The sequence below is a fragment of the Paenibacillus sp. FSL K6-2441 genome (assembly GCF_037964765.1).
Lineage (GTDB): Bacteria > Bacillota > Bacilli > Paenibacillales > Paenibacillaceae > Fontibacillus > Fontibacillus phoenicis.
Genome location: NZ_CP150174.1, coordinates 3,258,599 through 3,285,325, shown reverse-complemented (window position 1 = coordinate 3,285,325; position 26,727 = coordinate 3,258,599). Strand labels below are relative to the sequence as shown.

19 protein-coding genes are annotated in these 26,727 nt (G+C 55.4%); 18 read left to right on the top strand and 1 reads right to left on the bottom strand.

What is annotated here, in order from left to right; genetic code table 11:
* Positions 1-37: 37 nt before the first annotated feature.
* The 11 genes from NSQ80_RS15040 to NSQ80_RS14990 all read left to right on the top strand — a co-directional run bounded on the left by NSQ80_RS15040 (position 38) and on the right by NSQ80_RS14990 (position 18,186).
* A complete protein-coding gene (locus tag NSQ80_RS15040; protein WP_009224245.1) occupies positions 38-1,843 on the top strand; it encodes a sensor histidine kinase in 1,806 nt (601 codons plus the stop codon).
* Complete coding sequence (locus NSQ80_RS15035) at positions 1,833-3,476, top strand: response regulator (protein WP_339299683.1); 1,644 nt, start codon at positions 1,833-1,835, stop codon at positions 3,474-3,476. The genes NSQ80_RS15040 and NSQ80_RS15035 overlap by 11 nt, the downstream gene beginning before the upstream one ends.
* The gene (locus tag NSQ80_RS15030; RefSeq protein WP_339299681.1) at positions 3,463-5,772 is read left to right on the top strand and encodes a glycoside hydrolase family 3 N-terminal domain-containing protein; all 2,310 of its coding nucleotides are present in this window, start codon (positions 3,463-3,465) and stop codon (positions 5,770-5,772) included. The genes NSQ80_RS15035 and NSQ80_RS15030 overlap by 14 nt, the downstream gene beginning before the upstream one ends.
* A gap of 470 nt (positions 5,773-6,242) precedes the next feature.
* Positions 6,243-8,498 carry an AraC family transcriptional regulator gene (locus tag NSQ80_RS15025; protein ID WP_339299679.1) on the top strand — a complete coding sequence of 752 codons (2,256 nt, stop codon included), beginning with the start codon at positions 6,243-6,245 and terminating at the stop codon, positions 8,496-8,498.
* Positions 8,499-8,725: 227 nt separating this feature from the next.
* Positions 8,726-10,342, top strand: coding sequence for an extracellular solute-binding protein (locus NSQ80_RS15020; RefSeq protein ID WP_339299677.1), 1,617 nt, complete (start codon positions 8,726-8,728; stop codon positions 10,340-10,342).
* A gap of 75 nt (positions 10,343-10,417) precedes the next feature.
* Complete coding sequence (locus NSQ80_RS15015) at positions 10,418-11,320, top strand: ABC transporter permease subunit (RefSeq protein ID WP_323077238.1); 903 nt, start codon at positions 10,418-10,420, stop codon at positions 11,318-11,320.
* A 53-nt stretch (positions 11,321-11,373) separates the two neighbouring features.
* Entirely contained in the window at positions 11,374-12,249 is an 876-nt protein-coding gene (locus tag NSQ80_RS15010; RefSeq protein WP_260070985.1) for a carbohydrate ABC transporter permease, read from the top strand.
* 58 nt (positions 12,250-12,307) lie between these two features.
* Positions 12,308-14,203 carry a hypothetical protein gene (locus tag NSQ80_RS15005; RefSeq protein WP_339302175.1) on the top strand — a complete coding sequence of 632 codons (1,896 nt, stop codon included), beginning with the start codon at positions 12,308-12,310 and terminating at the stop codon, positions 14,201-14,203.
* A 41-nt stretch (positions 14,204-14,244) separates the two neighbouring features.
* Positions 14,245-16,485, top strand: coding sequence for a glycoside hydrolase family 88 protein (locus NSQ80_RS15000; protein WP_339299674.1), 2,241 nt, complete (start codon positions 14,245-14,247; stop codon positions 16,483-16,485).
* A 3-nt stretch (positions 16,486-16,488) separates the two neighbouring features.
* The gene (locus NSQ80_RS14995; protein WP_339299672.1) at positions 16,489-18,033 is read left to right on the top strand and encodes a hypothetical protein; all 1,545 of its coding nucleotides are present in this window, start codon (positions 16,489-16,491) and stop codon (positions 18,031-18,033) included.
* A 24-nt stretch (positions 18,034-18,057) separates the two neighbouring features.
* On the top strand, positions 18,058-18,186 hold the full coding sequence (locus NSQ80_RS14990; protein WP_339299670.1) for a hypothetical protein: 129 nt from the start codon (positions 18,058-18,060) through the stop codon (positions 18,184-18,186).
* A 40-nt stretch (positions 18,187-18,226) separates the two neighbouring features.
* Here the strand turns inward: NSQ80_RS14990 and NSQ80_RS14985 are convergent, their stop codons facing one another.
* On the bottom strand, positions 18,227-19,069 hold the full coding sequence (locus NSQ80_RS14985) for an AraC family transcriptional regulator (RefSeq protein WP_260070988.1): 843 nt from the start codon (positions 19,067-19,069) through the stop codon (positions 18,227-18,229).
* A 212-nt stretch (positions 19,070-19,281) separates the two neighbouring features.
* On the opposite strand from NSQ80_RS14985, the gene NSQ80_RS14980 reads away from it, so the two are divergent.
* From NSQ80_RS14980 to NSQ80_RS14950, 7 genes are all read left to right on the top strand, one after another.
* Positions 19,282-21,072 (top strand): L-fucose isomerase, encoded by a 1,791-nt coding sequence (locus NSQ80_RS14980; RefSeq protein ID WP_339299668.1) that lies wholly within the window; start codon positions 19,282-19,284, stop codon positions 21,070-21,072.
* Between the two features lie 53 nt (positions 21,073-21,125).
* Complete coding sequence (locus NSQ80_RS14975; protein WP_323077231.1) at positions 21,126-21,785, top strand: class II aldolase/adducin family protein; 660 nt, start codon at positions 21,126-21,128, stop codon at positions 21,783-21,785.
* A 17-nt stretch (positions 21,786-21,802) separates the two neighbouring features.
* Positions 21,803-23,377, top strand: coding sequence for a rhamnulokinase family protein (locus tag NSQ80_RS14970; protein WP_339299666.1), 1,575 nt, complete (start codon positions 21,803-21,805; stop codon positions 23,375-23,377).
* Positions 23,371-23,802, top strand: coding sequence for an L-fucose mutarotase (fucU, locus tag NSQ80_RS14965; protein ID WP_009224239.1), 432 nt, complete (start codon positions 23,371-23,373; stop codon positions 23,800-23,802). The genes NSQ80_RS14970 and fucU overlap by 7 nt, the downstream gene beginning before the upstream one ends.
* A gap of 124 nt (positions 23,803-23,926) precedes the next feature.
* Positions 23,927-24,661: an SDR family NAD(P)-dependent oxidoreductase gene (locus NSQ80_RS14960; protein WP_323077227.1), complete on the top strand. Its 735-nt coding sequence runs from the start codon at positions 23,927-23,929 to the stop codon at positions 24,659-24,661.
* A 56-nt stretch (positions 24,662-24,717) separates the two neighbouring features.
* Positions 24,718-25,695: an aldo/keto reductase gene (locus NSQ80_RS14955; protein ID WP_323077225.1), complete on the top strand. Its 978-nt coding sequence runs from the start codon at positions 24,718-24,720 to the stop codon at positions 25,693-25,695.
* Between the two features lie 21 nt (positions 25,696-25,716).
* Positions 25,717-26,370 (top strand): ThuA domain-containing protein, encoded by a 654-nt coding sequence (locus tag NSQ80_RS14950; RefSeq protein ID WP_009224236.1) that lies wholly within the window; start codon positions 25,717-25,719, stop codon positions 26,368-26,370.
* The last annotated feature ends 357 nt before the right edge of the window (positions 26,371-26,727 follow it).

Sequence of the window (26,727 nt, the reverse complement as noted above, 5' to 3'; positions counted from 1 at the left end):
TTCTCATAGGCATCATGACCGGACGGAGGCGAGTGCGATGGCAAGCTACAAAAGGTTTCTCGGCAGCTTTGGCTTAAAGCGAAAGGCGCTTGTCATTTTCCTCATCTTCGTGATTTTGCCGACGTTTGGCGTTGGCGTGGTCGTGCAAATTCAATTTAACGAGGTGCTGCGGGATCAGTTCATCAATTCCACGAAGCGGAACCTTGATAATGTCGCTGGCCAGCTTGGCGAGCAGACCAAAATGGTGGAGGATATCGCCAACTATTTGATTTTAAGTCCGGATATGCGTAACTTCCTGCGCACCTCCCCTCCGCTAAGCAGTGAACAACAAGCGGTACTGAAGCGGAACATTGAGGATTTCCTGACGTTTCAGCTGATGTCGAAGGGGTATATTCGTTCCATTGAGATTCACGGGTTTAACGGCAGTTCGATTGAAATGGGCGAGCCGTTTCGTGGCGACGAATCGAAATGGGAGGAGGCCGCCAAAGCTCGAAAAGGCGGGATTACCTGGACCGAAGGGTATACGTTGCATAGCGATTGGAACGGCGAGGTTCGGGTGTTGTCGATGTTCCGCATTCTCAACTCCTACAGTCAAATCACCCTACCGCTGGGAAGGTTGATTATTCGTCTGGATGAAGCGAGCATAGTGGGCTTGCTGGAGAAAGGGATCTTTAAGGACGGTGCTGGGAGCGTCTTTATCGTTGGCCCAGAAGGCCAGGTGATTTTAGGGACGACTCAACCGTTGCCGGAAGCCCTTCACCCGGATGCGTCGTTGCTGGACAAGCTGTCGTCCTCCGGAAAGGGAGATCTGACCTGCGAGGTGAAAGGTCAACGTTATTTAACTTTATATAAAAGTATGGAGAACACGGATTGGACACTGGTCGCCATGATTCCCGAAGCGAAGGTTTCTGAGGAGTTCCGCGGCATTAAAGTGACGATGCTGGTCATCCTGGCGGCGATTATGATGCTGGGCTTAACCGCGTTGATCGGCTTCCATTACACGATCATTCGCCCCATTTTGCGGTTGAAAAAAGAAACCAGCAAAGTCACCTACGGGGACTTTAACGCCCGGGTTCCGGTCAATTCCAATGACGAGATCTCCGAACTAAACCGCAAGTTTAACGAGATGGTCGCCACGATCCAACAACTGATTGAGCATAAATACAAGCTGGAGTTAAGGGAGCGGGAATCCGAGCTGAAGCTCCTGCAAAACCAGATGGATCCGCATTTTTTGTACAATACGCTGGATATGATTCGTTGGACGGCACGTTTGGAGCGGGCATCGAAATCGAGCCAACTGATCGAAATGCTGTCGAAATTTTTTCGCTCCAGCATGAATAATGGAAGCTACCAAACCACGCTGCGCAAAGAACTGGAATTTGCCCAATCTTATTTGTACCTGCAGCAGCGCAGGTTAGGTGAGAAGAAGCTGAAGTATTCCCTATTTATCGAGGCGGGCATAGAGGACGCCGTAACGTTGAAGGCTACGCTACAGCCATTAGTGGAGAATTTCATCAAGCACGGCCTGGACCGCAGCAAGCCGTATGGCGAGGTAAACGTACGCTGTTACGCCCGTCAAGGCGAAATTTGGGTGGACGTCATCGATAACGGCAAGGGAATGGATCCCGGTAAAGCTGAGGCGATCCGAAACGCGCTGGAGCGGCGAGGAGCCGGCGGAACCCGGGAAGGGGCCTTGCTAAACATCCATGAAAGACTAACGATTTTTTACGGACAGGAGTACGGTTTGGAAATTGTCGATACTTCGGCCGCAGGCACGTGGGTACGGCTTCGTTTCCCTATTGCCGAGCCCGGCCATCCGGGAGGTGAGCCCTATGAATCCTAATGTTCGAGTCATGAATGTAGCACCTGCTAATGCAGGTAAACTTGTGAAAATGCTGATTGTGGACGATGAAGCTGTCATTTGCGAGGGGTTGCGTTATACGATCGATTGGTCGCAGCTAGGCGTGGAAGTCGTAGGTGAGGCGTATGATGGATTCGAAGCGCTGCGGCTCATTGAAGAGTACGGAGCCCAGCTGGTGCTGTCCGACATCCGCATGGACGGCATGGATGGGCTGGAACTGGCGAAGCAGGTACGGCAACGCTATCCTGAGGTGCAAATCGTCATTATCAGTGGTTATGAAGATTTCGAATATGCGCGCCAGGCGATCCGGGTCGGCGTAGGCGACTACTTGCTGAAGCCGGTAGATATTGAAGAATTGAGCTCTGTCGTGAAAAAAATCGTTGCCGCCATCCGCACCGGCGGCAAGGAAGAGAAGACGCGGGAGATCGAGTTGTGGCTGTCGGGCATGGCCCGGCACGGGATGGCGTTCGGCCAGGAGCCTCCGGCTTCGCTGAACGGCGCACAATTCCGCATTGCAGCGACTCAGCTAGCTGAATTCCACGAACATTTCGCCAATATGGAGGCGGAGAGATACGCAGCCGTTCAAGAGGCTTGGCTACACGGTTTGCAACGTGCTCTGGAAGGCAGTCCATTCCATGCCGTATCCGTCTTCGACCATGAAAACCTGCTGATGACCTTACTGGCAGCGGAGAGTCGCATCGAACCCGTCGTGTGGGATGAGTGGGTGGCAAAAGCTATTGGTTCGATCAGCCTTGGAACAGGGGAGCAAATTTATGGCGGGATTTCCACCGTGTACGAGGATTTGGGGGAGACCGCAGTTCGCTGTGCCGAAGCGTTACGCCTGCTGACGTTCCATGTATTGGACGGCCGACAAGTCCTGACGCCCAGTTATGGAGAGGCTGTGATGTCCGAGCGGTCGTTGCCAGCCTTCGATAGTGGAGAGGCAGTGCAGTGTCTCGTATCCGCGTTATTCAAGCAGGTTCGGGAAGAAGTTCACCGATTGGTGGAGGACATGTTCCATTTTTTCCGGGAATCGGGTTATCTTCTGCCGGAGGCTTGGAACCTGTATGAGGAATTGTTTGCCCTGCTCCGCCAGCGCTTGCGCAAAAGCGGGATGACCGGGTTGGACTACGCCCGCCGGGGGCAGCCGGACCCGAATATATATAACTCCTATGCCGGACTGGAAACGGTAGTGATCGAGGATATGGAGGAGCTGCAGCGATTAATCGATCAGAACGGAATCGACAAGTCTTATTGGATCGTTGAAAAAGCGAAAAAGTACATCATCGAACGTTACCGCACGGATCTTAAGGCTTCCGAAGTTGCGGCTTGGCTGAAAATCACACCGAGCTATTTCAGTTATATTTTTAAGCAAAGCACGGGAAAAGGGTTTACGGAATACATGAACGAGATGCGGATTGATCAAGCCAAGCATCTGCTTGCCACGACGCAAGATAAGGTATTCGAGATCGCGGACAAGGTCGGCTATAAAGAGTATAAGTATTTCGTGTCCGTGTTTAAAACCTATACGGGCATGACACCGAAGGAATACCGCGGTCTGCGTGTCAGCAGGGAAATGTCTGGAGCCGGGGGGAATACGGATGGAAATTTATAAGCTGTCGTCCGCTCCGATAGAAGAACGGGTAGCGGATTTATTGGCCCGGATGACGCTCCGGGAAAAGGTTGGACAGCTGAATCAGCGGATGTACGGCTGGGACGCCTACAACCGTCAAGGAGATGCGTTTGAGCTGACCGATGCTTTTAAGGACGAAGTGGCCCGAGGCGGCGGGATGGGCGCGCTGTACGGCTTATTCCGCAGCGATCCTTGGTCTGGCGTGAATTACGCGAACGGAATTGCAGCGGCGGACAGCGCGAAGGTAGCGAACATGGTGCAGCGGTATGTGTTGGAGCATACCCGGTTGGGCATTCCCGTCCTGTTGACGGAAGAGTGTCCGCATGGCCACCAGGCGTTGGACGGAACGCTGCTGCCGGTGAATCTCGCTGCCGGAGCCACCTGGAATCCGGAGCTGATGGTACAGGCCTACGCTCGGGTGGCGGCGGAAATCCGCAGCCGCGGGGCGCACGTCGGGTTGGTCTCGGCGCTTGATATTTTGCAGGAACCGCGTTGGGGGCGTTCCGAGGAATGCTTCGGCGAGGACCCCTATTTGGCTGCCCGCTTTACGGAAGCCGCGGTACGCGGAATGCAGGGCGAAGACCCGCTCAGGCTGGATGCACCGAACCGCATTGCGGTCGTCCTGAAGCATTTATGCGCCCAGGGGGCAGCTCAGGGCGGGCGTAACGCAGGTCCGGCGGCCATCGGGCCGCGAGAACTGCGGGAAATCCACCTTCCAGCGGCACGGGCAGGTGCGCTCGCCGGAGCTGCTGGCTTTATGGCGGCCTATAACGAAATCGATGGTGTGCCCTGTCATGCCAACCGCGATTTGTTGACAGGCATCCTGCGAGAGGAATGGGGCTTCGAAGGCCTGGTGATGGCGGATGGCTGCGCGGTGGACCGGTTGCTGGCGCTTACCGGCAGCCACGAGTCCGCAGCGGCGCTGGCGCTGTCGTCCGGTGTAGATCTTAGCCTATGGGATACCGCTTTTACCACGTTGGAGGAGGCGGTTCGTCAAGGGCTGGTTTTGGAAGCGGATATCGACCGGGCGGTAGCGCGCGTCCTGAGGCTGAAATTTCGGCTGGGCCTGTTTGACAAACCATACGTGCCGGAGTTACGGGCAATTTCCGTGGTGGGGTGTCCGGATTTCCAGAAGATTAATCTGCAGGTTGCCCGTGAGTCGGTCGTGCTGCTGAAGAACGAAAGAGATCAGTTGCCGATCGTTGGCCAGCCGCGTCGGATTGCGGTGATTGGTCCGAACGCCGATCGCTTGTACAACCAACTGGGCGACTATACAAGCGTCCAACGTGAGGGGACCGGCACGACGGTGCTTCAGGGCATCCGTGCGTGTGCACCGCAAGGTGTCGACATCGTATACGCCTTGGGTTGCGGGATTCGCGATCGCTCCAAGGCCGGGTTCGCGGAAGCGGTGGCTGCTGCGAAGGAGGCGGATCTGGCGATTCTTGTGCTCGGCGGGAGCAGCGCCCGAGAGTTCGGGGGCGAGTTCGAAGACAACGGAGCTGCGATCGTCAAGGAGGGCAGCCCGTCTGAGATGGATTGCGGCGAAGGCGTAGACCTGGCCGATCTGTCACTCGGCGGGGTCCAGCTGGAGCTCGCCGAGGCAGTTGCCGCCACGGGCACTCCCGTCGTCGCCGTCATCATTCAAGGCAGGCCGCATGCGCTTGGCGAGGTTGTTGAACTGTGCGATGCAGTCCTCTGCGCATGGTATCCCGGAACGGAAGGCGGCCGGGCGATCGCCGAGATCCTATTTGGGAAGGTGAACCCAAGCGGGAAACTGCCGGTGACGTTGCCGCGATCCTCCGCCCAACTTCCGATATATTACAACCAAAAGGATCCAGGACGGATCCGAAATTACGTCGATATGCCTTCTGCACCGCTGTATCCATTTGGCTATGGCCTGAGCTATACGCAGTTTATTTATGCCAAGCTGTCTTTATCCAGGACTGCCGTCTCGACGACTGCGCTTGAGAACGGGGAGCGGGTCATGGTGCAGGTGGAGGTCAAAAATACGGGAGCACGAAGCGGTGCAGAAACCGTCCAGCTGTACATTCGAGCTCGGGAATCGGGGATCACCCGGCGAATCGCCGAACTAAAAGGTTTCACCAAAATCGAGCTCGCCCCGGGGGAAAGCCGCACTGTTGAATTTAGCCTGGGGCGGGAAGAGCTGGGGATTTGGACCCGGGAGATGCGTTTTGCAACGGTTCCATGTAAAGTCACGGTAATAGTTGGTGGCAGCAGCCAAGCCGCCCTTTCAGCCGATTTAACTGTGACGGTTTGATAACGCGAGTACAAAGTTCATAAGCCACAGCGCGAGAGTCCAAGGTGTCAGTCAGGATGCTCGCGCTGTATTAATTTCTGGCTCCCTCCTGTTTTTGGCGCCTTTTACACCATTATCCCGTTTGATCCGTCAGTTGGTACCTCCATACCTGGCATACCCCCATACCTCCATACCTCCGATGCTTCCGTGCTTCCATTTCTCCGCACTTCTGTACCTCTGCATCTCCTAACTCCGCAGCTACATATCCTTCATATTGCCTTACCCAACCTGCTCCCTTAACAAAAGGGATAATGATGCAAAAGGCAACCCGAAACCCACCTATACCCCCTCGACAACCGCCCTGCCTTCAACAAAAAATCCTCCCTACTTCCATCTATTCGTTGACTTCGCCAATGGCTGTCCATACAATACTTAAGAAAGCGCTTTCTTTCATGAAACGACGAAAATGCATTCGATGTGGGAGTGGTGAAATGAGAGGAAATTGGTACCGACGGATGCTGTTATCGTACTTTCCCATCTTTTTGATCACGGTGGCGGTGTTGTTTTTTATCTTCGTGATTATCGTTAGCGATATCTCGTACAAGCAGACGGTCAAGGCCGACCGGATCACAACGGATTATGTGGTAGGGCGGCTGACCAGCTCGCTGAAAGGCATCGAAATGGACGTGCTGGAGGAAGTCGAAAAAAACAAACGGTACGAGGATTTCCTAAACGTGGCGCTGACCGAACAAGACAGCCAGATTATCTTGGATGTAGCGGCCAGCATCCGCGAAATGGCTTCTCGGGACAGCCTGATCGAATCCATTTATATTTTCCGGATAAAAGATCGAAAAGTGCTAACGCGCAGCGGGCTGATGGATTTAGATACGTTTGCCGACCGCGCTTTCGTCGAAGCAGCCTTAACGAAGCTGGAGGATCGTAGCTGGTCGCCGATCCGCAGCTACCGGGAGTTCAGCTCGGATCAGGGGAAGCGGGTGATTTCCAGTTACAAGCGAGAGCCTCTTCCTTTCGGTGATGATGGGCTGGTCGTCATTAATCTCGATATGTATGCAATTGAGCGAATGATCCGCTCCATGAATGATAGCGAAGTCTCCTTTCTGGATGTTCGCGATGCGTCCGGCGAGCTGCTGTTCTCCACGCGTTCCGCCGACATGCCGCAGGGAGAGAAGAGCCGCGTTGTGAATCGGGTAACATCGGAGGTGCTCGGATGGCAGTTCGAGAGCGGCCTTGCCGCCGGGCAGCTGTTTACGTGGGTCTCCTTTATCTCTTATATCTGGGTTGTGCTTGGGATTGGGACGGTGGTTGCCGCCCTGGTGTATTTGATTTTTATTACCCGAAAAAATTATCAACCGATCCGAGCGATGGTAGGCCGCATCGAATCACTGCGGCAGCGTGAGGACGAGCTTGGATTAAAAATGGATGAGCTGTCCATGATCGACCAGGCGCTGGAGGATTTAATTCGGCAAGCCGCGGATTACGAGAAGCAGCAGCGCGAGAATCTGTTGATTAGCCGCCGCCAGCTGTTTTATGACCTGATGCAAGGCGAGACCCCGGACATGCTGGGGGATCGTCTGAAGAAGCTGGGCGTGCAGCCGAAGGAGGAGCCGCTCCAATTGGCATTTGTCCTCGTGGAAATTAGCAACTACCCTGACTTTCGCAGCTCGTTCTCCGAACGGGATCAGCATACTCTCAAGTTTGCACTCACAAACGTTCTCCAGGAGCTGGCGCAAATCGATGGGCTCTACGGCTGGGCGGAATGGATCACTGAGGATCGATTGGGCATGATCGTGGGCGTTGACCAAACCCATGAATCGGCGGCGCAGGCCATCCGCGGGTTTGCGGACAAAGGGAAGGCCTGGGTCGAGCAGCATCTGCGCTTTTCCTTGCGATTCTGTGCCGGTCATGTCGAGCGCGATTGGCAACGAATCGACCGATCCTACAAAGCGGCGCTTGACGTCTTACAGCACAAGCTGTCGTTTGGTCAGGAGGCGATCCTCCTGAGTGAAGATCTGCCGCAGCCTGCCGACCGCAGATGGCATAAGGATGTGATGATGATTTCCGAGCTGGTGCGCGATATCCGGCACTTGGACGGCGAATGGCGTATGCGTCTGGATCAGTGGTTCGAGCAGATGGCAAGCGATTGCCTGAAGGACGAGGATATCCGGATGCTGCTGCAGATGCTGATCGATATGCTGGGGTACGAGTTGGCGTCCCTTTCCGGAGAGCTTCGCGACTATTTTCACGGCCCAGAGATGGAGAAACTGCAAAATGACGTGAAAATGGCCGGCACCCTAGAACAGATAAAATCGTTATATTCTGATTACTTAACCGGGCTGTACCGTTTATATGTGGCACACAGCGAAACCAAAAACCACCGTGCGATGGTGGGCGAGCTCAAAACCTATATCGAGGAGAACTTTGAAAACCCGGATCTCTCCTTAAAACATATCAGCGATCGTTTTCATATTTCGGCGAAGTACGCGAGCTATTTGTTTAAGGAAGAATTCAACATGAAATTTGTTGACTTTATCGTTCAGCTGCGCATGGAGCGGGCTCAGGAGCTGCTGGCCGAGACCGACGAGACGATCCAAAACATCTCCACTCGCGTAGGGTATGCGAACTCGATTACCTTCGGACGCGTATTCAAAAGGGTTGTTGGCGTGACGCCAGGCGATTACAGAAGGCTCAAGCTCAAACCTGCGAAGTCCCGGCATTCCGAGATATAGCGAAATAAGTTTATTGCGGGAATTTGCTTTATTTTTCCGTAATCTGGATATTTGGATGGCGGTTTATCCGCCCGAAACTAGTTTATTGCTGCCCCATCCGAGCCATGGCATACTTGGGTCAATCTGGACGGGGGCGGCAGCCGCAGTGAAAAAGTGCGAATCCGCGAATTCACGTCTTGCGTCTTCCGATCAGAGGATACATCTATTCGAAGAGGGGATGAAGAAAGATGAGGAACAAAAAAAGATCAGGGTTGGCTATCACTACGGTTATTTTGATTACTTCCTTGTTGTTTACAGCCTGTTCGTCTTCGTCGAATTCGAAATCCAATGATCCCAGCGGTGCTTCGCAATCGGGCGAATCGAACGGCAAGAGGGTCACGCTGAAGGTTGAGGTGTTCGATCGGGGTAACTCGCCGGCCGGATCAACGATTACCGATAACTACTTGACGAGATACGTACAGGAGAGCTTCGGAGATCCGAATAACATCGATGTAGAATTTGTACCGATTCCCCGTTCCGAAGAAGTCGAGAAGCTGAACGTCCTGATGGCGAGCGGCAGCGACGTACCGGACATTGTGTTCACGTATGACACCAACACGTTTAATCGTTATGCCTCCCAGGGCGGCTTGACCGATCTGGCTCCGCTTCTTGAACAATATGCCCCTAATTTAACGGCTTTCCTCGGCGAAGAAATCTTGCAATACGGCCGGTATGAAGGCACGCAATATGCAGTTCCTGCCAAACGTACGCAGCTGGGCAAATATGCTTCCTTCATCCGTCAGGATTGGCTTGATAAGCTGGGACTGCCCGTACCTCAAACCACAGAGGAGTTATACAATGTGCTGAAGGCCTTTAAGGAGAAGGATCCCGGAGAAACGGGCGGTCAAGTCATCCCAATGGCCATGACCGTAGCCAACGCTCAATATGAACCCCTTCTCTGGTCCTTTATCGAACCATTAACCGAAGAACAAACCTATACCTTGACCCAAACGCTGGGCTCCAATGATTATCCGACGCTGCTGCCAGGCTTTAAGAACGGCCTGCAATTTATGAATAAACTCTACAATGAAGGCTTAATCAGCAAGGACTTCGCGCTGGATACGGACAAGAAAAAACTAGGCGAGGACGTATCCTCGGGGAAAGTTGGTTTTTTCAGCGAGGACGATGTGAATCCATTCTATGAAAACGGCTCCTACGCCACACTCCAGAAAAACGTTCCCGGCGCCATTCTCAAGTCGGTAGACGTCTTCACGAACTCTGAAGGCAAGCATGCCAAACCGATGTACAACCCGAACGGCATGTACATTATGATTCCGAAATCAAGCGAACGTGCCGTGGAAGCGATCAAATATTTGGAGTGGATGGCTTCGGATGACCACCTGTTCCATATGCAAAACGGCATCGAAGGCGAGAACTACACCATGGTCGACGGTGTTCCGGTTGCTATAGAGAATCAAACCGAGGAAGCGTTAAACCGCTTGTATAACAGCGGCGATATGGCGATTATCTCCAACGGCAAGCAGCTGGGCAGCGATGAATTAAACCTGAAAGCTCGGGCGATGCAATTCCCGACAAGATATCAGAAGGATGTTGCGGAGGCTCAAGCGATCGCCAATACGGATCTGATTAAGCCGGTCGTGATGAGTAAACCGATTGAAGCGCAGACGAAATACGGGACCACGTTGCAGGAGAAGTTCCACGAAATGCTCGTGAAGGTGACGATGGCAAAGCCGGAGCAATTTGAAAGCGTATACGAAACGATGATGAAGGACTACATGGCCAGCGGAGGCCAAGCGATCCTTGATGAGCGCACAGCTGTCTACAAAGAAATGCAATCCAAATAAATCAAGTTGGGTCATTGCGGGGATGGGGTGTGCCTCACCCCGCAGGCAGCCTAACGCATCAGGGAGGGGACCGCTGTGAGCTGGAAAGTTTATATCCGCAGATATTGGCAGTTATACGCGTTGCTTGCGCTGCCGCTCGCTTATTTTGTGATTTTCCGATATGGCCCGATGTACGGGATTCAGATTGCATTTAAGGATTTTAACTTCTTCCAAGGGATCGGGGGCAGCAAATGGATTGGGTTTGAGGCGTTCCGGGAAGTGTTTGGGATGCGGGACTTCTATCTGACGCTTCGCAATACGCTGATGCTGAATTTCTTGGATTTGCTCGTTTCTTTCCCGGCCCCGCTCATTCTGGCCATACTGCTCTACGAAATGCAGATTCAATGGTTTAAAAAGCTGTCGCAAACGATTCTTTACATCCCGCATTTTATCTCCTGGGTGATCATTGGCGGGATTGCCGCGCAGGTGTTCGGGACGCAGTCCGGGTTGATCAACAATGTGATCACCTCGATGGGATTTGAGGCGGTTCCTTTTCTTACGGAGAAGAATATCTGGCTGGTGACTTATTTGCTTATCGGCATGTGGCAAAGTGCAGGCTGGGGGACGATCATCTATTTGGCGGCGCTCACGGGCATCAACAAAGAGCTGTTCGAAGCGGCCAGCATTGATGGAGCCGGTAGATTGAAACGAATCTGGCATATCACACTTCCCGGATTAAAATCCACCATCGTGATGCTGCTAATCATTAACTTGGGCCATTTGATTACGATTGGCTTTGATCGGCCATATGTGATCGGCAATCTTGCCGTTCGCGAGTATTCCGATGTACTCAGTACGTTCGTTTACCGCGTTGGGCTGCAGTCTGGACAGTACACGATCGCCACGGTAGTTGGCTTGTTCCAGGCCGTTGTTGGGCTGGTGATGGTGCTGTCGGCCAACCATATTTCCAAGAAGCTTACCGATGAAGGGATCATATAGGAAGTATAGGGAGGTTTAGGAGGTATGCACGTTGATGAAAGGAGCGGACGGACGTGAAAGAACAAACCGCTAATCGTGTGTTCGATGTTGTCAATTTTGTCGTGATTGCTGTCGCCACGTTGCTGTGTCTTGCTCCATTTATTCATATTCTCGCCGTTTCTTTAAGCTCAGCAGGGCCGATTCTGTCCGGGAAGGTCAGCTTGCTCCCGGTTGAACTGACGTTTGATTCCTACAAACAAGTATTCACCGATCCGTCGATGATCCGCTCTTTGGGATTTACGGTGCTGTTGACGGTTTTGTATACGCTGCTTTGCATGCTGATGACGATTGCCGCCGGATACCCGTTGTCCAAGCGGAAGCTGAGAGGCCGTAGATTCTTTATGACGGTCGTCGTGATCACGATGTTCTTCAGCGGGGGGATCATCCCGGAATATATTTTGGTTCGCAGCTTGAACCTGTTGGATTCGATCTGGGCGCTGGTGCTTCCAGGACTCATTAATCCATTTTACTTGATCATCCTGATCACTTTCTTTAACAACATTCCGGAAGGTTTGGAGGAATCGGCGGAGATCGATGGCAGCAGCCATTTTCGCACCCTGATCCATATCATCCTGCCGCTGTCGCTTCCGGTGATTGCGACGCTGAGCTTGTTCTATGCAGTTGGACGTTGGAACGGATTTCAGGATACGTTGATGTACATTAACAGCCCGGAGTTGTACCCGCTGCAATTAAAGCTGTATCAGATGATCCAAAACAACATGATTTCCGATCTGCTGGCGGCGGAAGGCGCTGGTGCGGTGACGAAGCTCGTTTCGGAAGGCTTGAAGTCCGCGAGCGTGATGTTCGCGACGATCCCCATCCTGCTCGTATACCCGTGGCTGCAGCGTTATTTCGTCAGCGGCGTTATGCTTGGCGCGGTGAAGGGGTAACGGGAACGGTTAGATCTTACGATGCTGTGGCAGCGCGGAAGGGGGAGGTGGGTTGGAAATGGAAATCTACGACAAGCTGGTGTCCATGAACGACGAGTTTGCGCAAGCGGCGGTGGAGCAGCAGGTTCTTGATCCGGCCAGCCGATTTTATGGCGGGGTGATCGACCCGGCAAACGGGATCGCCTGGCCGAGCCACGGCGGAACGCCAAAGGATATGGCCATCTGGGCATGCGCTCTGGTGAACGAGGATTCTCGGTTTTATCACGAGGAGACGCTGCTAAAGCGTTTGGAGCTGGCGGCGCAGTTTATGCTGCGGTCGCAGCATGCCGACGGCTCGATTTCGCCGCCCTGGACCAATCTGCATTCGCCGCCCGACACCGCTTTTGTGGTGAGCGGACTTGCGCAGGTCTATGAGCTGCTATGTACTCATGCGGCCGAATATGCCCCGCTTCGTAAAGCGGCAGAGGATATTCGCCTCTTCCTGGAGCGGACGATTCCGGTGCTCCTGACGGGCGGATGCCATACGCCAAATCATCGGTGGGTATTGTGCTCGGCGTTAGGGTTCATGTACAAGCTGACCGGACGGTCGGAGCTGAAGGAGCGGGCGGAAGCGTGGCTCGCGGAAGGAATCGACTGCACGCAGGACGGCGAGTGGACCGAGCGCAGCAACGGGATCTATAACGCGGTCAGCGACATCGTCTTGATTTTTGCCGCCGAGCAATTGGAGCTTCCCGAGCTGCTCGAACCGGTCCGCCGCAACCTGCGGATGATGGCGTACTTGATCCACCCGGATGGAGAGGTGGTCACGGATTATTCCGGACGCCAGGATTTTGGCAGTCCGTTTGATTTAAGCGGGTATTTCCTCGCCGCCAAATGGCTCGCGTACCGCGACAAAGACCCGCTCTTCGAGGCCATCGCCGAGTTGGCCGGCCGTTCGCTAAGGCATCCGGGCGGCTTGCCGAACCATGCGCTTCTGGGATTGCTTCGTTATCCTGAGCTCCGTCAGCCGGCGGTCCCGCCTGTCCCTTTGCCGGAAGACTATCGGGTCGTTCTCAACCGCAGTTTTCCGCGTGAACACTATTTAAGCGGTATGGAGGCGGCCGGGCATCACGGGCGTATTTATCACAGCAAGCTGCATCCCGATTTCGGCGCGCCGATCGCTCGGCATCGTCACGGGAAAACGAGTGCAACCGTGATGGCGGAAGCGAATTCCTTCTTTGCCTTGCGACACGGCAACGTGCGGCTGCTGGCGGTGCAGCTTGCATCTGCGTTTGCGCCAGGGTACGTGAAACTGGAGCAGATGGAGGAACTGGAGCTAGAGCAGGGAAAAAGCCAGGAGCAGTCGCAGAAGCAAGGGGAGGGACTGTTGAAGAAGCAGGCGGCTGAGGAGATACAGGAGCAGAGGAACGTGCAGGGACAAGGTAAGGCGCAGGAGAATGAGCAGGAGCGAGGGCTAAGGGCAAAGTCAGGCTACCGTTTAACTGCAACGGAACGAAAGGGATACTATGCCCCTGTTGCGAAGGAGCTCTTGCCCGAAACGGCTAGAGGGCCGGTGAGTCCCTGGTATTTGCTGCCCCATCATCGGCGGGAAGTTACCCATGAGCAGCAGCATCGGGTCGAAGTCGAGGTCTTGGAGACCGCGGAGGGATGGAGCCTTCGCGTTCAATGCGCTCGCGAGGAGCCGATTTTGACGCAGCTTACGTTCCTCTTTGGCCAGGAAACCGAGATGACGGGCGGCGAGGCGGTGGAACAAGCGGAAAACGGCATGTTGTTCTGGAAGCAAGGCAAGGTCCGCTTATCATCCGGTGAGGATTGGATTGAGCTAAATGGCGGCGTGATGGAGCATAAGGCCGCGGGGCTAAATAACACCGGAGTTCCCGTCAATTGCCGGGCACTCGTCGTCAACCTGTTGACGCCTTATGACCGGACGTTTGAACTCAAGCTGTCACACTAAACAAAGACATGGCTATGGATAGAAGGGAAGGAGACATCAACTTGGGCGAATATATCGAGGATCGGGAGAGTTCCTATTATTGGTTCGGTGACGAAGACGAACGGATTTTGGAAGTGATCGCCGCAAGGTATATCGGGGCGAATCCGCCGATCCCGTTTGCGCTGCGCACTTTCTCCAAAACGGGAATTTTGCAGACGGCAGAGGGCTTGTATGACATGGACTTTCCCGCCAAGCTTCCGCATGCGGAGGATGGTGATTACGTCTATGCGTACGGGCTGGTCTGGAGTGACGGGGAGCGGGCGATCGACGGTGTCTTGGAGCCGTTGGGGCCGGTGCGGCTGTTCGTAAACGAGAAGTTGGAATACCGTTCTACGGTTGTTGACGAACTCGACCCCAAGGCGCGAATTAAGGTGCCGCTCGTATTCACCTCGGGCTGGAACACACTGCTGATCGAGGCGCGAAAAACTCCCTCCGGCTTCGGCTGCCGGTTCGGGGCCGATGAAGCGAAGGTACGGATTCTGCAGGTCTTAGCCCCGTTTGCCGACCGGCAGGGGAGTGCTGGCTGGGTGTATTCCGAGCCGGTGAAGACGGCCTGCTTCGGTGGAAGCGACCAAGGCCAGGCTTATCCGGATTGGCAAGGATCTGAAGCGGCGACTGGGTTGAAATGGTTTCCGGCAGTAAAATGGCCGGAACAATCACAAGGACTGCCGAATCTGGAACGAATCTGTGGCAATCCGGCTCAGCCTGCAGCGGCTTATGCCTGGAGCTCGGTCCGTATCCCGGCCTCCGCCGATCGCATCGAGCTGAGCGGAACCGTTCGGGGAACGACGCACATCTGGGTGGATGATAGTCTTGCCACCACGGTTACGGGCGGCGGACCGTTCCATGTTCAAACCGAGGTTCAGCCGGGAGTTCGGCAGATCGTGGTGCGAACGGAAAACGCAAAAGAAGGCTGGGGCTTCGAGCTGGCAGCGGAAGCCGGTGGGAAGCCGCTGGCTTTCACTGAACCGGTGAAGGTTCATGGAAATCCTGGCACGTGGTTGTACCTGGGCCCCCTTCCGGCGGAAAGGATGCTAAAGCCGCAAGAGGTCCGTACGCTCAAGAAACCGTTGGACGGCTTAGGCGGCTGTATTTACTGGGCGGTGGATGCTCCGGAGACGCGCGTCCGGCCTTTTTACGAGAATGCGATGTTAAGCAATAAGTGGACGACCGAAGGGGCAACTAATTTCGGACGCTGGGATTATCCGCTGGGCGTGACGATGTACGGTTTGCTTCGCACGGCGAAGGAATTGAACCGCCCGGACATCCGGCAGTATGCACTCTCCCATATTTCCAGTTGCACAGAAATGTATGAATACTCGTTATGGGACCGGGAGGAGTACGGTTTTCCGGGGATCAACCATCAGCTCGTGTTGCTGCGGATGCTCGATAATTGCGGATCCTTTGGATCCGCGATGCTGGAGGCTTATCTGGATGGAGCGGAGCAGGCCGAGTTCCGCAAGATTGCGGACACGATCGCCGATTTTATGCTGCATCGGCTGGAGCGGCGGGAGGACGGAGCTTTTTACCGGCGTTGTGAAGGAGAATATTCGGCCGATACGATGTGGGCGGACGATTTGTATATGAGCGCCCCGTTTCTCACCCGTTATTCGATGGTGACGGGTGAGGCTGACGCCATCAATGAAGCGGCGAAGCAGTTTTTACGGTTTAAGCGTTATTTGTATATGAGCGATCAGCAGGTCATGTCCCATGTTTATGATTTTAAATACGGCCAACCAACCCTAATCCCTTGGGGGCGGGGGAATGGCTGGGTACTGTTTTCGTTAAGCGAGCTGCTGGAGCGGCTGCCCGAAACGCATGAGGATCGGGAGGAGCTGCTGACGATGTTCCGTGAATTAAGCCAAGGCATTGCCGCACTTCAATCCGATTCCGGGTTATGGCACCAGGTCCTCAATCGGCCAGATGCGTATTTGGAGGCTTCCTGTACCGCGATGTTCGTTTATGCCTTTTCACGTGGCGTCCGCTTCGGTTGGCTTGATCGTGAGGGGCCTTACATCGAGGCGGCGCTTAAAGGCTGGAGAGGGCTCGCCGCGCAGGTGATTGACCGCCAGGGCAATGTACATGGCGTTTGCAGCGGTTCCCGGTATTCCTTCTCTCCGGATTATTATATGGAGGATCTGCGGACGGTTCGAAACGACAATCACGGCATCGGCATTATGATGCTGGCTGCTGTGGAAGTGTTGCGGTTGAAGGCCCTGAGGTCTAGCAAGGAAGGAAGATGAAAGATGGCGAGCAGCATGCTGGAGCAAATGACACCGGAGCAAGTGTTTTTGGTGAAGCAGGCGATGGAGGAGATGGATCGTCATTATGACGAGGCAAAACACATGCTGCGAAATGCGGAGGACGGGCGGAGCGAGTGGCATTCGACCCGCGGCAGTGCGCACTACGCTGTCGGTTTGTTGATCCGGAACGGTGAAGGAGATGTGGAACGTGCCTGCGCCGTTTTGGATGAGGTGTTGAACCTGCAATTCGATGCGCCGGACGAAATTTTTCACGGCACGTTTAAAACCTCCCCGCAGGCTGCGGACCCTCCCCGGGGCGGTTATCCGTGGAAGCGCTTCGGGCCGGGCTTCGCGTACTACGTTACAAGCATGTTGGAGAAGATCTCTGATCATCTGGCCGAGGAGCTTGGCGCAGAATGCGAGGGGAGAAAAAACGTAAGAAGGAAGGACGTGGAGGAAGCCTTGGCGAGGGCCGCCGATCGGGTCATTCCCCCAGTCTGGAGGAGCTATGACCCGAACTGGCGGGAGTTTATCGCCTGCGCGTTTGCGGTGATTTTGGAGCATTTCGAGCCCTGGCTCCCCCGGGAGCTGGTCCGGCGCATGGATGAAGCGATGATCAAAGCCGTCACCGGCTCCATCGACCGCAGGCTGTCGGATGCGGTGCCGATGAATACGAACATCGAGCTGATGCATCTGTTTATCACCCATTATTACGGGTATCGTTATGGCAATGAAGCGTGGATTCGTCATGCTGACCATGAAGCCGATCGGTTCCTTGAGGAATTCGCCGAATTCAACACTCTCGCGGAGTTTAATTCGACCACCTATTACGGAGTCGACCTCACCGTGCTCGGCTTAATCCGTAAATTTGCTCGAACCGATCGTTTCAAAGCGATAGGACATACGATTGAACAGGCTTTGTGGGAGACGATTGCGTTATTTTATCACCCGGGCTTGGAAAATATGGCTGGCCCCTATGCCCGTGCCTACGAGATGGAGATGACCGCCCACAGCTCGATGGGAGTGTTCTTGTACCTGGCGTTTGGCGAGCGGTTGAAGCATCTGGCCGCGGTCAATTGTGAGACGGGGCATGATCCGATGATCGCGCTGGTTGGCGTGGATGTGCCGGAGCATGTAAAGCCGAAGCTGATTGGTGAGCCGGAGGAGCGGATGGTGATCCGGCAATATCGCGAGCTGTGCGAAAGGGATAAACCTGGCGAGAACCGCTTCGTGTGCACGGCAACCGCATGGCTGGGGCGAAACCTGATGATCGGCGCGTGTTCGGGCAGCCGGAATACGAACGGCCAACTGCATCCGGCGACGATGCACTGGCGGAGCGATGATGGAGGCCGCTACTCGTTACGGTTGATCCGCCGGGAGCCGGAGAGCAGCTGGAACACCCATCTGCGCGGCTATTACGTTGATGCGGAAGCCTCGCTGGGCAAATTGACCGCCTCGGTGACCTTGGAGACCGGCAAGGCGCTTGATGTCTATTTCGAGGTGTGCGGCCCTTCGGTGACCGCAGCGGGCGTGACCTCCTCGGCCTGATCTTTCCCCGGATTGTCGCTCCATGTGGAAGCTGCGGCTCCGCAGCCGATCGTCCGGGAACGGGACGGCTGCGTGGAAATCATTTATCCCTATCGCCCGGCATCGCCAGAGGCCGTCTCGCATATGGCATTCAAACTGGAGGTCACCCATTGAAACTGGAAAAATAAGCCTTGCAGCCCATCGCTGCAAGGCTTTATTTCATTTCCCGGAAAGTGCTGGGGGATTGGCCGGTCACCTTCTTGAACAGCATGGAGAAATATTTGTCGTTCCCGTAACCCACTCGGGCGGCGACTTCGTGAATCGGCGCATTGGTTTCCCGGAGCAGGCGCTTGGCCTCTTCAATCCGGCGGTTAATGAGGTAGTTGACGGGGGAATCGCCGAGTTCTTTTTTAAAGAGATGAGATAAATAGTGCTGGCTCACGTAGAGGGTATCGGCGATCTCTTTGAGCGTGATGCTGCGGGTGTAGTTCTTATCGATGAACTGCTTGGTGCGGACGGTAATTTCGTTCTTGTCCTTCAGCGGATCAAACGGATGCTTCACGTCCACGATCCGGTACAGAAGCGTGATCAGCGACATGAGCAGGTTATTGCTAAGCGTTTCGTATCCGAGCACTTGGGAGTCGCATTCCTGGAGCATTTCTGACAGGTAGCTCTCCACCTTGTAGGCGTATTTCTCGCACGGGATGACCGGGTCGACGGAGGCAGGCAGCAGCTGTCCCGGTGGTACGCCGTCGATATGCACGTTGCCAACGCCGCAGTAAATGACCTTAAACGGTTCAGTGCTGATTGAACGCTCTTCATGCGGGACGCCCGCATTATAGACAGCGACATCCCCGGGATGCACTTCATAGATTGTGCCGCCGATGCGGAATTCCCCGCGGCCTTCGACGATATAAAGGATCTCGCAATAGTCGTGGATCTGCGGCGGCGCGTAGAAGCGGCGCTCGTCGACGACCTGGCCGGCGTAGAGTAATTCGGGCGTTTTTTTGAAACGAAAACGGTCGCTTTTGCGATAAGGAATTTCGATTTTCGGCACGATGGGTTCCTCCCGAACATTGGATAGCTCCATTATAGCGGATGTGAGGCAGGATGGGAGGATTTTCTAGGAATAGGCAGATGCGGATACGCGGGAAGGTTCACTTTTTTGCGATGTTGTGCGGGCAAGAGGGCAAAATAGTAGGTTCTCGAACGGGCGGAGTGAACTATAGAATGGGACTATAATTCATTGTCCAAGGAGGCAGGTTGGCTATGGTTGAAAACGGTTACAGATGGCGGGACGGTTTCCCGAAGATCGGCATTCGTCCGACGATTGACGGCAGACGAAGAGGGGTACGCGAATCCCTGGAGGAGCAAACGATGAACTTGGCCAAGGCGGTGGCTCGGCTGCTAGAGGCGGAGCTCCGTTATCCGAACGGACAACCGGTAGAATGCGTGATTGCCGATACCTGCATCGGCGGCGTGGCCGAAGCGGCGGCAGCAGCGAAGAAATTCAAGGCGGCGGAGGTCGGGGTGTCCATCACCGTAACGCCGTGCTGGTGCTATGGCACGGAAACGATGGATACCGATCCGCAGATCCCGAAGGCGGTATGGGGCTTTAACGGCACTGGCCGACCGGGAGCGGTGTATTTGGCCGCCGTATTATCCGCCCATGCGCAAAAAGGGCTCCCGGCCTTTGGCATCTACGGCGAGGATGTGCAGGATGAAGGCGATGACCGGATTCCAGCCGACGTGCAAGAGAAGCTGCTGCGTTTTGCCCGCAGCGGACTGGCGGCCGCGATGATGCGTGATCGGGCGTATCTGTCGATGGGCTCGGTGTCGATGGGGATCGCCGGTTCGATGGTGAACGATGCCTTTTTCCAGGAATATCTGGGGATGCGCAACGAGTATATCGACATGACCGAGTTCACACGGCGGATGGAGGAAGGGATTTACGATCCCGAGGAATACCAAGTGGCGCTGGCTTGGGTGAAGCAGAACTGCCAAGAAGGTCCGGACAATAACCCGGCCCATTTGCAAACCTCGCGGGAGCGGAAAGACCTGGAATGGGAGACGGTCGTCAAAATGACGCTGATCACGCGCGACCTGATGATCGGCAACCCGCGCCTCGCAGAATTGGGCTACGAGGAGGAAGCGCAAGGCCATCATGCGATCGCCTCCGGCTTCCAGGGGCAACGCCAGTGGACGGATCATTTCCCGAACGGCGATTTCATGGAGACGATTCTCAACTCGTCGTTTGATTGGAACGGTACGCGTGCGCCATATATTGTGGCAACCGAAAATGACAGCCTCAACGGCGTTGGCATGCTGTTCGGCTATTTGCTGACGAATACGGCGCAAATTTTTGCCGATGTGCGGACGTACTGGAGCCCGGCATCCGTGGAGCGGGTGACCGGCTATAAGCTGGAGGGCCGGGCAGCATTCGGCATCCTGCACCTTATCAACTCCGGTTCGGCGGCGCTTGACGGCACCGGCGAGCAAATAAAAGACGGCGCTCCTGTCATCAAGCCGTTCTGGGAGATCAGCGAGGAAGAGGTCGGGCGCATGCTGCAGGCCACGCAATTCCGGCCGGCTTCGCTGGAGTATTTCCGGGGCGGCGGTTTCTCCACCGACTACTTGACTCGCGGCGGCATGCCGATGACGATGACCCGGCTCAACTTGGTCAAAGGGCTTGGCCCGGTGCTGCAAATCGCCGAGGGCTATTCGGTGGACCTGCCGGAGCATGTGCATGACACGCTCGACAAGCGGACCGACCCGACGTGGCCGTCAACCTGGTTTGCACCCAATCTGACCGGCAGCGGCGCGTTTACCAGCGTCTACGACGTCATGGACCACTGGGGCGCAAACCACGGCGTCATCAGCTATGGCCATATCGGCGCCGACTTGATTACGCTGGCCTCGATCCTGCGCATTCCGGTCAGCATGCATAACGTGCCGAAGGAGAAGGTGTTTCGCCCAAGGGTTTGGGGCCTGTTCGGGACCGAGGATGCGGAGAGCGCCGACTTCCGGGCATGTGCTGCGTTTGGGCCGTTATACAAATAAACCATTACTCGGCATACAAGATACAAGCATCATAAAAAAAGGAGAACAACGCAATGCAAAACATGGAAACGCGCCAAGAACTGTGCAAATATGCCCGCAAAATCGTAGCGAGCGGGTTGGTTGTAGGGCCGGGCGGCAACATCAGCGCCCGGGCCGGCGACAAGATGTACTTGTCGCCCAGCGGCTTCGCGCTGGAGGAGATCGAGCCTGAGCAGTGGATCGAAGTGGATATCCCAACCGGGGAGGTGACCGATATCGGCCTGCGCCCGTCGTCCGAGGTGCTGATGCATCTTTACGGCTACCGCCAAAAGCCTGACATGGGAGCGATGGTGCATACGCACCCGGCCCATTGCATCGCTTTTACGCTGATTGAGCGGGAGTTGCCGATCATGTTCCCGGACCAGGCCGCATTGGTTGGCCGAACGGCATTTATCCCTTATTTGATCCCAACCACGGAATTGCTGGCGAACGCAGTCGCCGAGAAGGTGAATGAGGCGAGCTCGATTTTGCTGGGGAACCATGGGCTGGTGACGACAGGCCGAAATTTGCGGGAGGCCTACTACCGGACCCAGGTTGTGGAGGAGAGCGCGAAAATTTACTTAAGCGCGAAAGCGGCGGGAACGCTTGTCCCGTTAACGGATCAGGAGGTCGCAGATATCGCCGCACTTGAAAGCGAAGACTACCGGATTGCGCTGCTTCAAAAAATGAAGTGATCGGACGGTGAAAACGCATGTCATCGGAACAACAACACGTTCCTTGCGTCCTCGCGTTTGACTTGGGCGCGAGCAGCGGCCGGGCATTCATTGGCGAAATCCGTTCCGAAAGCCCGGATAACTCTACTGGTGCCACTGCTGATGCGCCCGGCGTTCGGAAGTTGCACATCACCGAGATCCACCGTTTCCCGAACGTTCCGGTTCAGATCGGCGGGCACCTGCATTGGGATACGCCGATGCTGCTGCGGGAGATCAAAACCGGCATTCGCAAAGCGTTCCAGGCCGGATATCGGCCGGAGAGCTGTGCCATCGACACCTGGGGCGTCGATTTTGGCCTGTTGGATCGAAACGGCGAGCTGTTAGGCATCCCATACCACTATCGGGATCGTCAAACCGAAGGGTTGGTCGAAGAGGTATCCGCCCTGGTTGGTGCGGAGCGATTGTTCCGCGAAAGCGGACTGCAGTTTATGCCTTTTAACACGTTATATCAGCTATATGCCATGAAAAAAGCCGGCTCCCCCAAGCTCGACTTGGCCGAAACGCTGCTGTTGACGCCGGATCTGCTGAGCTATTTCCTGACCGGTCGGCGGGTCTGCGAATTTACGATGGCGACCACGACGGGGCTGTTCGACCCGGGGCGGGGCGCGTGGAACTCCGCGTTGATGGAGCAGCTGGGCATTCCAAGCACGATCTTCCCCGATCCGGTTCCCCCAGGGACCGTGATCGGGGAACTGACGGCGGAGGTGTGCGCCGAGCTTGATGTGCCGCCGATCAAAACAATCGCTGTCGCCTCGCACGACACGGAGTCCGCAGCGGCGGCGGTACCGGCAGATTCGCCGGCGTTCGCCTACCTTGTCAGCGGCACCTGGTCGCTGTTGGGGACGCAAATGGCGAAGCCCTTGCTGACGCCGGCGGTGCTGGAGCGGCAATTTTCCAACGAGGGCGGCGTAGACGGCACCTACCATTTGCTCAAAAACATCATGGGCCTATGGATCCTCCAGGAATGTAAACGCAAATGGGAGCAGGCCGGCGAAGCCTATACCTTCGCCGAGTTGGTGGAATTGGCGGAACGGGCCAAGCCGCTGCGCAGCTTGATCGATCCGGATGATCTGCGGTTTATGAATCCGGCTGACATGCCGGAAGAGATCCGGGCGTATTGCCGGGAAACCGGCCAGCCGGTGCCGGATTCGCCGGGGGCCTTCGCCCGCTGCATCCTCGAGAGCCTGGCACTCCGCTACCGCCAGGTGCTGGAGCAGGCCGAGGAGCTGACCGGCTCTCGATTTGCCGGGCTGCATATGGTGGGCGGCGGCATTCAAAACGAACTGCTCTGCCGCTTAACTGCGGAGGCGATCGGCCGTCCGGTATGGGCGGGACCGGTGGAGGCCAGCGCGATCGGCAACCTGCTGGTCCAGCTGCGGACCGGCGGCTGGCTTAAAGACCTGCAAGAAGGCCTGGAATTGGTGAAGGCTTCATTCCCGTTTCAAGTGTATGAGCCGAAGCAAGAGACAGAGCCGGAGAACGAGAAGCGCACAGCCCTCTGGGCTGCCGCTTACGAGCGATTCGAACGACTGGGGAGGTCGATCCCATGTTAAAGGGCATATCCAGCCTGCTTTCGCCGGAACTGCTAAAAATATTAATGGAGATGGGGCATTCGGACGAGATTGTGCTTGCTGACGGCAATTTTCCAGCCGCAAGCCATGCCCAGCGATTGATCCGTTGCGACGGCCACGGAATCCCCGATTTGCTGGAAGCGATCCTGCCGTTGTTCCCGCTCGACAGTTACGTGGACCATCCGGTCGCATTGATGGCGGTGATGCCCGGTGATCCGGTGGAAACACCAATCTGGGAGGAGTACCGAAGGATCGTAAGCCGTCACCATCCAGCGGCTCAGCCGTTTGAAGAGGTCGAGCGGTTCGCTTTTTACGAACGGGCCAAACAGGCGTATGCGATCGTCTCTACCGGGGAGAAGGCGTTATACGCTAACCTAATTCTGAAAAAAGGCGTTGTCACATTGTAAAGCTCATACTCGCAGGGGGCTGCCGAAAGGCATGCCCTCTTTTATCGTTGGATAAAAGCGTTTACAATAAAAGAGATTGCGGCCTTGTCAGGAAGAACGGGCGGGCTTCGAAGGAGAGGAGTGGATGGCAATGAGGTATACGGCATTGGTGACCGGCGCTGATTACGGCATCGGACTGGAATTGGTGCGCAAACTGCTGGAGGAAGGGCACCAAGTCTTTGCCGGGAGATTTAACCACAAGGAACAGGCGTTGCCGGAGCTGGCTTCAGCGTACGGAGAACAGTTGACCCTCGTGGATCTGGACGTGGGCAGCGATGCCAGCGTACAGGCAGCAGCAGCCAAAGTGAAGGAGCATACGGAATCGCTCGACCTGCTGATCAATAATGCGGCGATCTTGGGCGATATTGAAACGACGGTGCTTGGCGAACTGAACTTTGAAGAAATGCTGCAGGTATATAACGTGAACGCGCTCGGAAGCCTGCGTATGACAAATGCATTAATCGGGCTGATCCTGAACAGCAACGGTCGCACGATCGCCAATATCTCCTCGGAAGCAGGCAGCGTTGGCCAGTGCTACAGAGACAGATGGTTCGCTTATACGATGTCGAAGGCGGCGGTGAATATGCACTCGAACGTCGTACACAACGGCATAAAGGCGCAAGGAGGACAAGTGCTGGTGCTGCATCCCGGTTGGGTGCAGACCTTTATGCGCGGCGAGAAGGATGCCGCGGCTCCCCTCACACCGGAGCAATCCGCTGGCAAACTGTGGGGCATCATCCGCGAGGCGATGGAACGGGAGGACAAACCTCTTGAGAAGCCCGTATTCCTCGATGTGGATGGACACGTTTTGCCGTGGTAGGTTTAGAGCCTTTTTTTCGTTCGTGAACTTATTCTATAAAAATGGAGGAATCAGCAATGGAATATACGTATTTGGGTCGTTCCGGTTTAAAAGTAAGCAAGCTGTGCCTGGGCACGATGAACTTCGGAGTGAACACCGACGAGAAGGAAGCGTTCCGAATCATGGATGCGGCGCTGGACGCGGGAGTGAACTTCTTCGATACGGCCAACATTTACGGATGGGGCAAGAACGCCGGAAAGACTGAAGAAATCATTGGCCGCTGGTTCGCCCAAGGGGGAGGACGCCGGGAAAAAGTCGTGCTGGCGACAAAAGTCCATGGCGATATGAGCGATCCTTTGGATGGTCCAAATAGTCCGGCAGGGTTGTCTTCCTACAAAATCCGCCGACATCTGGAAGGCTCGCTGCGCCGGCTGCAAACCGACCATATCGAGCTGTACCAAATGCATCACATTGACCGTAACGTATCCTGGGATGAACTGTGGGAAGCGTTCCAAATTGCGATTGTCCAAGGAAAAATCGGTTATGTCGGGTCCAGCAACTTTGCCGGTTGGGACTTGGTGAAGGCGCAATATGAGGCGAAGAATCGCCATATGCTTGGCCTGGTCTCGGAGCAGCATAAATATAATTTGCTCTGCCGATTACCGGAGCTGGAGGTGCTGCCGGCGGCGGAGCATCTCGGGATTGGCGTCGTGGCCTGGAGCCCGCTTGAAGGCGGCTTGCTGGGCGGCAACGCAGCGAAGAAGCTGGAGGGTTCGCGCACGGCCAACGACAACCGCTATGAGAAGTTCCGTTCGCAGCTTGAGGCGTTTTCGGCGCTTTGCCGGGAACTGGGCGAAAGCGAAGCGAACGTGGCGTTGGCTTGGACGCTGGCGCATCCGGCCATGACTGCACCGATCATCGGACCGCGTACATTCGAACAGTTCCAAGATACGCTCCGGGTGGTAGATATCAAGCTGGATGAAGCGGTGATGAAGCGATTGGATGAAATTTTCCCAGGCCCAGGCGGTGCAGCACCTCAAGCTTACGCTTGGTAAAAAAGGAGGGGGAGACAAGAGATGAGCCATGTGCGGAAACAAGCCTTGGTGATCGGGAATAACGCGGATGCGCCGTATCATCCGCTAAATGCCGTGCAGGAACGGTTACAGCAGATCCTGAAGGAGGATTTCGAGCTGACGGTCAGCCTGGACTACGACCAGTTGGCTGGAGACGCGCTGGAGAACTACGACCTCTGTATCTCGTACACCGACCGCTGGGAGGAGGCGGTTAGCGCAGAGCAGGCGGCGGGACTGCTCACTTACGTAGCGAACGGCGGCGGTCTGCTTGTCGTGCACAACGGAATTTCGCTGCAGGTGCGCCCGGAGCTGGCTCAACTGATCGGCGCTAAATTTACGGAGCATCCGCCTTACACAGAGCTGGAGTTTGGGGTGGCAGCTGACTTTGGGAATGCAAGCCATCCGGTTGTGGAGGGAATCGAGCCGTTTACGCTGGCAGAGGAGCCTTACCGCTTCGAATTTGATCCGTTTTGTGCCAAAAAGGTGCTGCTCACATACCGCCATGAGGGCCAGGAATGGCCGGCGGCTTGGGCGCATTCTTATGGACTTGGCAAAGTGGTGTTCCTGATGCCGGGGCATCATCTGCCTTCGTTCCAGCATCCAGAAGTGGCAAAGCTGCTGCGGGGCGGGGCCAAGTGGGCGGCAAAAGCAAAATAAGTTGAAAGAAGAACTGATCCTATAGCACTTCAGTTGCTTATGGGGATCAGTTCTTTTTTTTGATGGGAGAGGGTGGGGGAGGAGGTACTCGCTGCCGGTCTTTTTAACGATTATCCCGTTTAGACAGGTGAAGAACTCAGGGCTCCGTTCCCCATTCCCCGTTTCCCCCTGCTGGTTGCCCATTGCTCGTTGCCTGTTACCCGCTGCTCGTTGTCCGTTGCCCATACCACGTTCCCCGTCATCTACTGCCGATTCTCCGTTCCTCGCGGCCAACAACGATTCCTTCTCGGAAACTGAGCCTCCCGAGACCCTGAAATCCAGAGCTCCTGAGCGAGAGGGATAATGGTGCAAAAGAGG

Coding starts and splice junctions, on each gene's coding strand:
- NSQ80_RS15035 (WP_339299683.1), top strand. CDS start 1,833: ATGAATCCTAATGTTCGAGTCATGAATGTAGCACCTGCTAATGCAGGT.
- NSQ80_RS14970 (WP_339299666.1), top strand. CDS start 21,803: ATGTCATCGGAACAACAACACGTTCCTTGCGTCCTCGCGTTTGACTTG.
- NSQ80_RS15030 (WP_339299681.1), top strand. CDS start 3,463: ATGGAAATTTATAAGCTGTCGTCCGCTCCGATAGAAGAACGGGTAGCG.
- fucU (WP_009224239.1), top strand. CDS start 23,371: ATGTTAAAGGGCATATCCAGCCTGCTTTCGCCGGAACTGCTAAAAATA.
- NSQ80_RS15025 (WP_339299679.1), top strand. CDS start 6,243: ATGAGAGGAAATTGGTACCGACGGATGCTGTTATCGTACTTTCCCATC.
- NSQ80_RS14995 (WP_339299672.1), top strand. CDS start 16,489: ATGGCGAGCAGCATGCTGGAGCAAATGACACCGGAGCAAGTGTTTTTG.
- NSQ80_RS15005 (WP_339302175.1), top strand. CDS start 12,308: ATGGAAATCTACGACAAGCTGGTGTCCATGAACGACGAGTTTGCGCAA.
- NSQ80_RS14950 (WP_009224236.1), top strand. CDS start 25,717: ATGAGCCATGTGCGGAAACAAGCCTTGGTGATCGGGAATAACGCGGAT.
- NSQ80_RS15020 (WP_339299677.1), top strand. CDS start 8,726: ATGAGGAACAAAAAAAGATCAGGGTTGGCTATCACTACGGTTATTTTG.
- NSQ80_RS14955 (WP_323077225.1), top strand. CDS start 24,718: ATGGAATATACGTATTTGGGTCGTTCCGGTTTAAAAGTAAGCAAGCTG.
- NSQ80_RS14980 (WP_339299668.1), top strand. CDS start 19,282: ATGGTTGAAAACGGTTACAGATGGCGGGACGGTTTCCCGAAGATCGGC.
- NSQ80_RS14960 (WP_323077227.1), top strand. CDS start 23,927: ATGGCAATGAGGTATACGGCATTGGTGACCGGCGCTGATTACGGCATC.
- NSQ80_RS15040 (WP_009224245.1), top strand. CDS start 38: ATGGCAAGCTACAAAAGGTTTCTCGGCAGCTTTGGCTTAAAGCGAAAG.
- NSQ80_RS14975 (WP_323077231.1), top strand. CDS start 21,126: ATGCAAAACATGGAAACGCGCCAAGAACTGTGCAAATATGCCCGCAAA.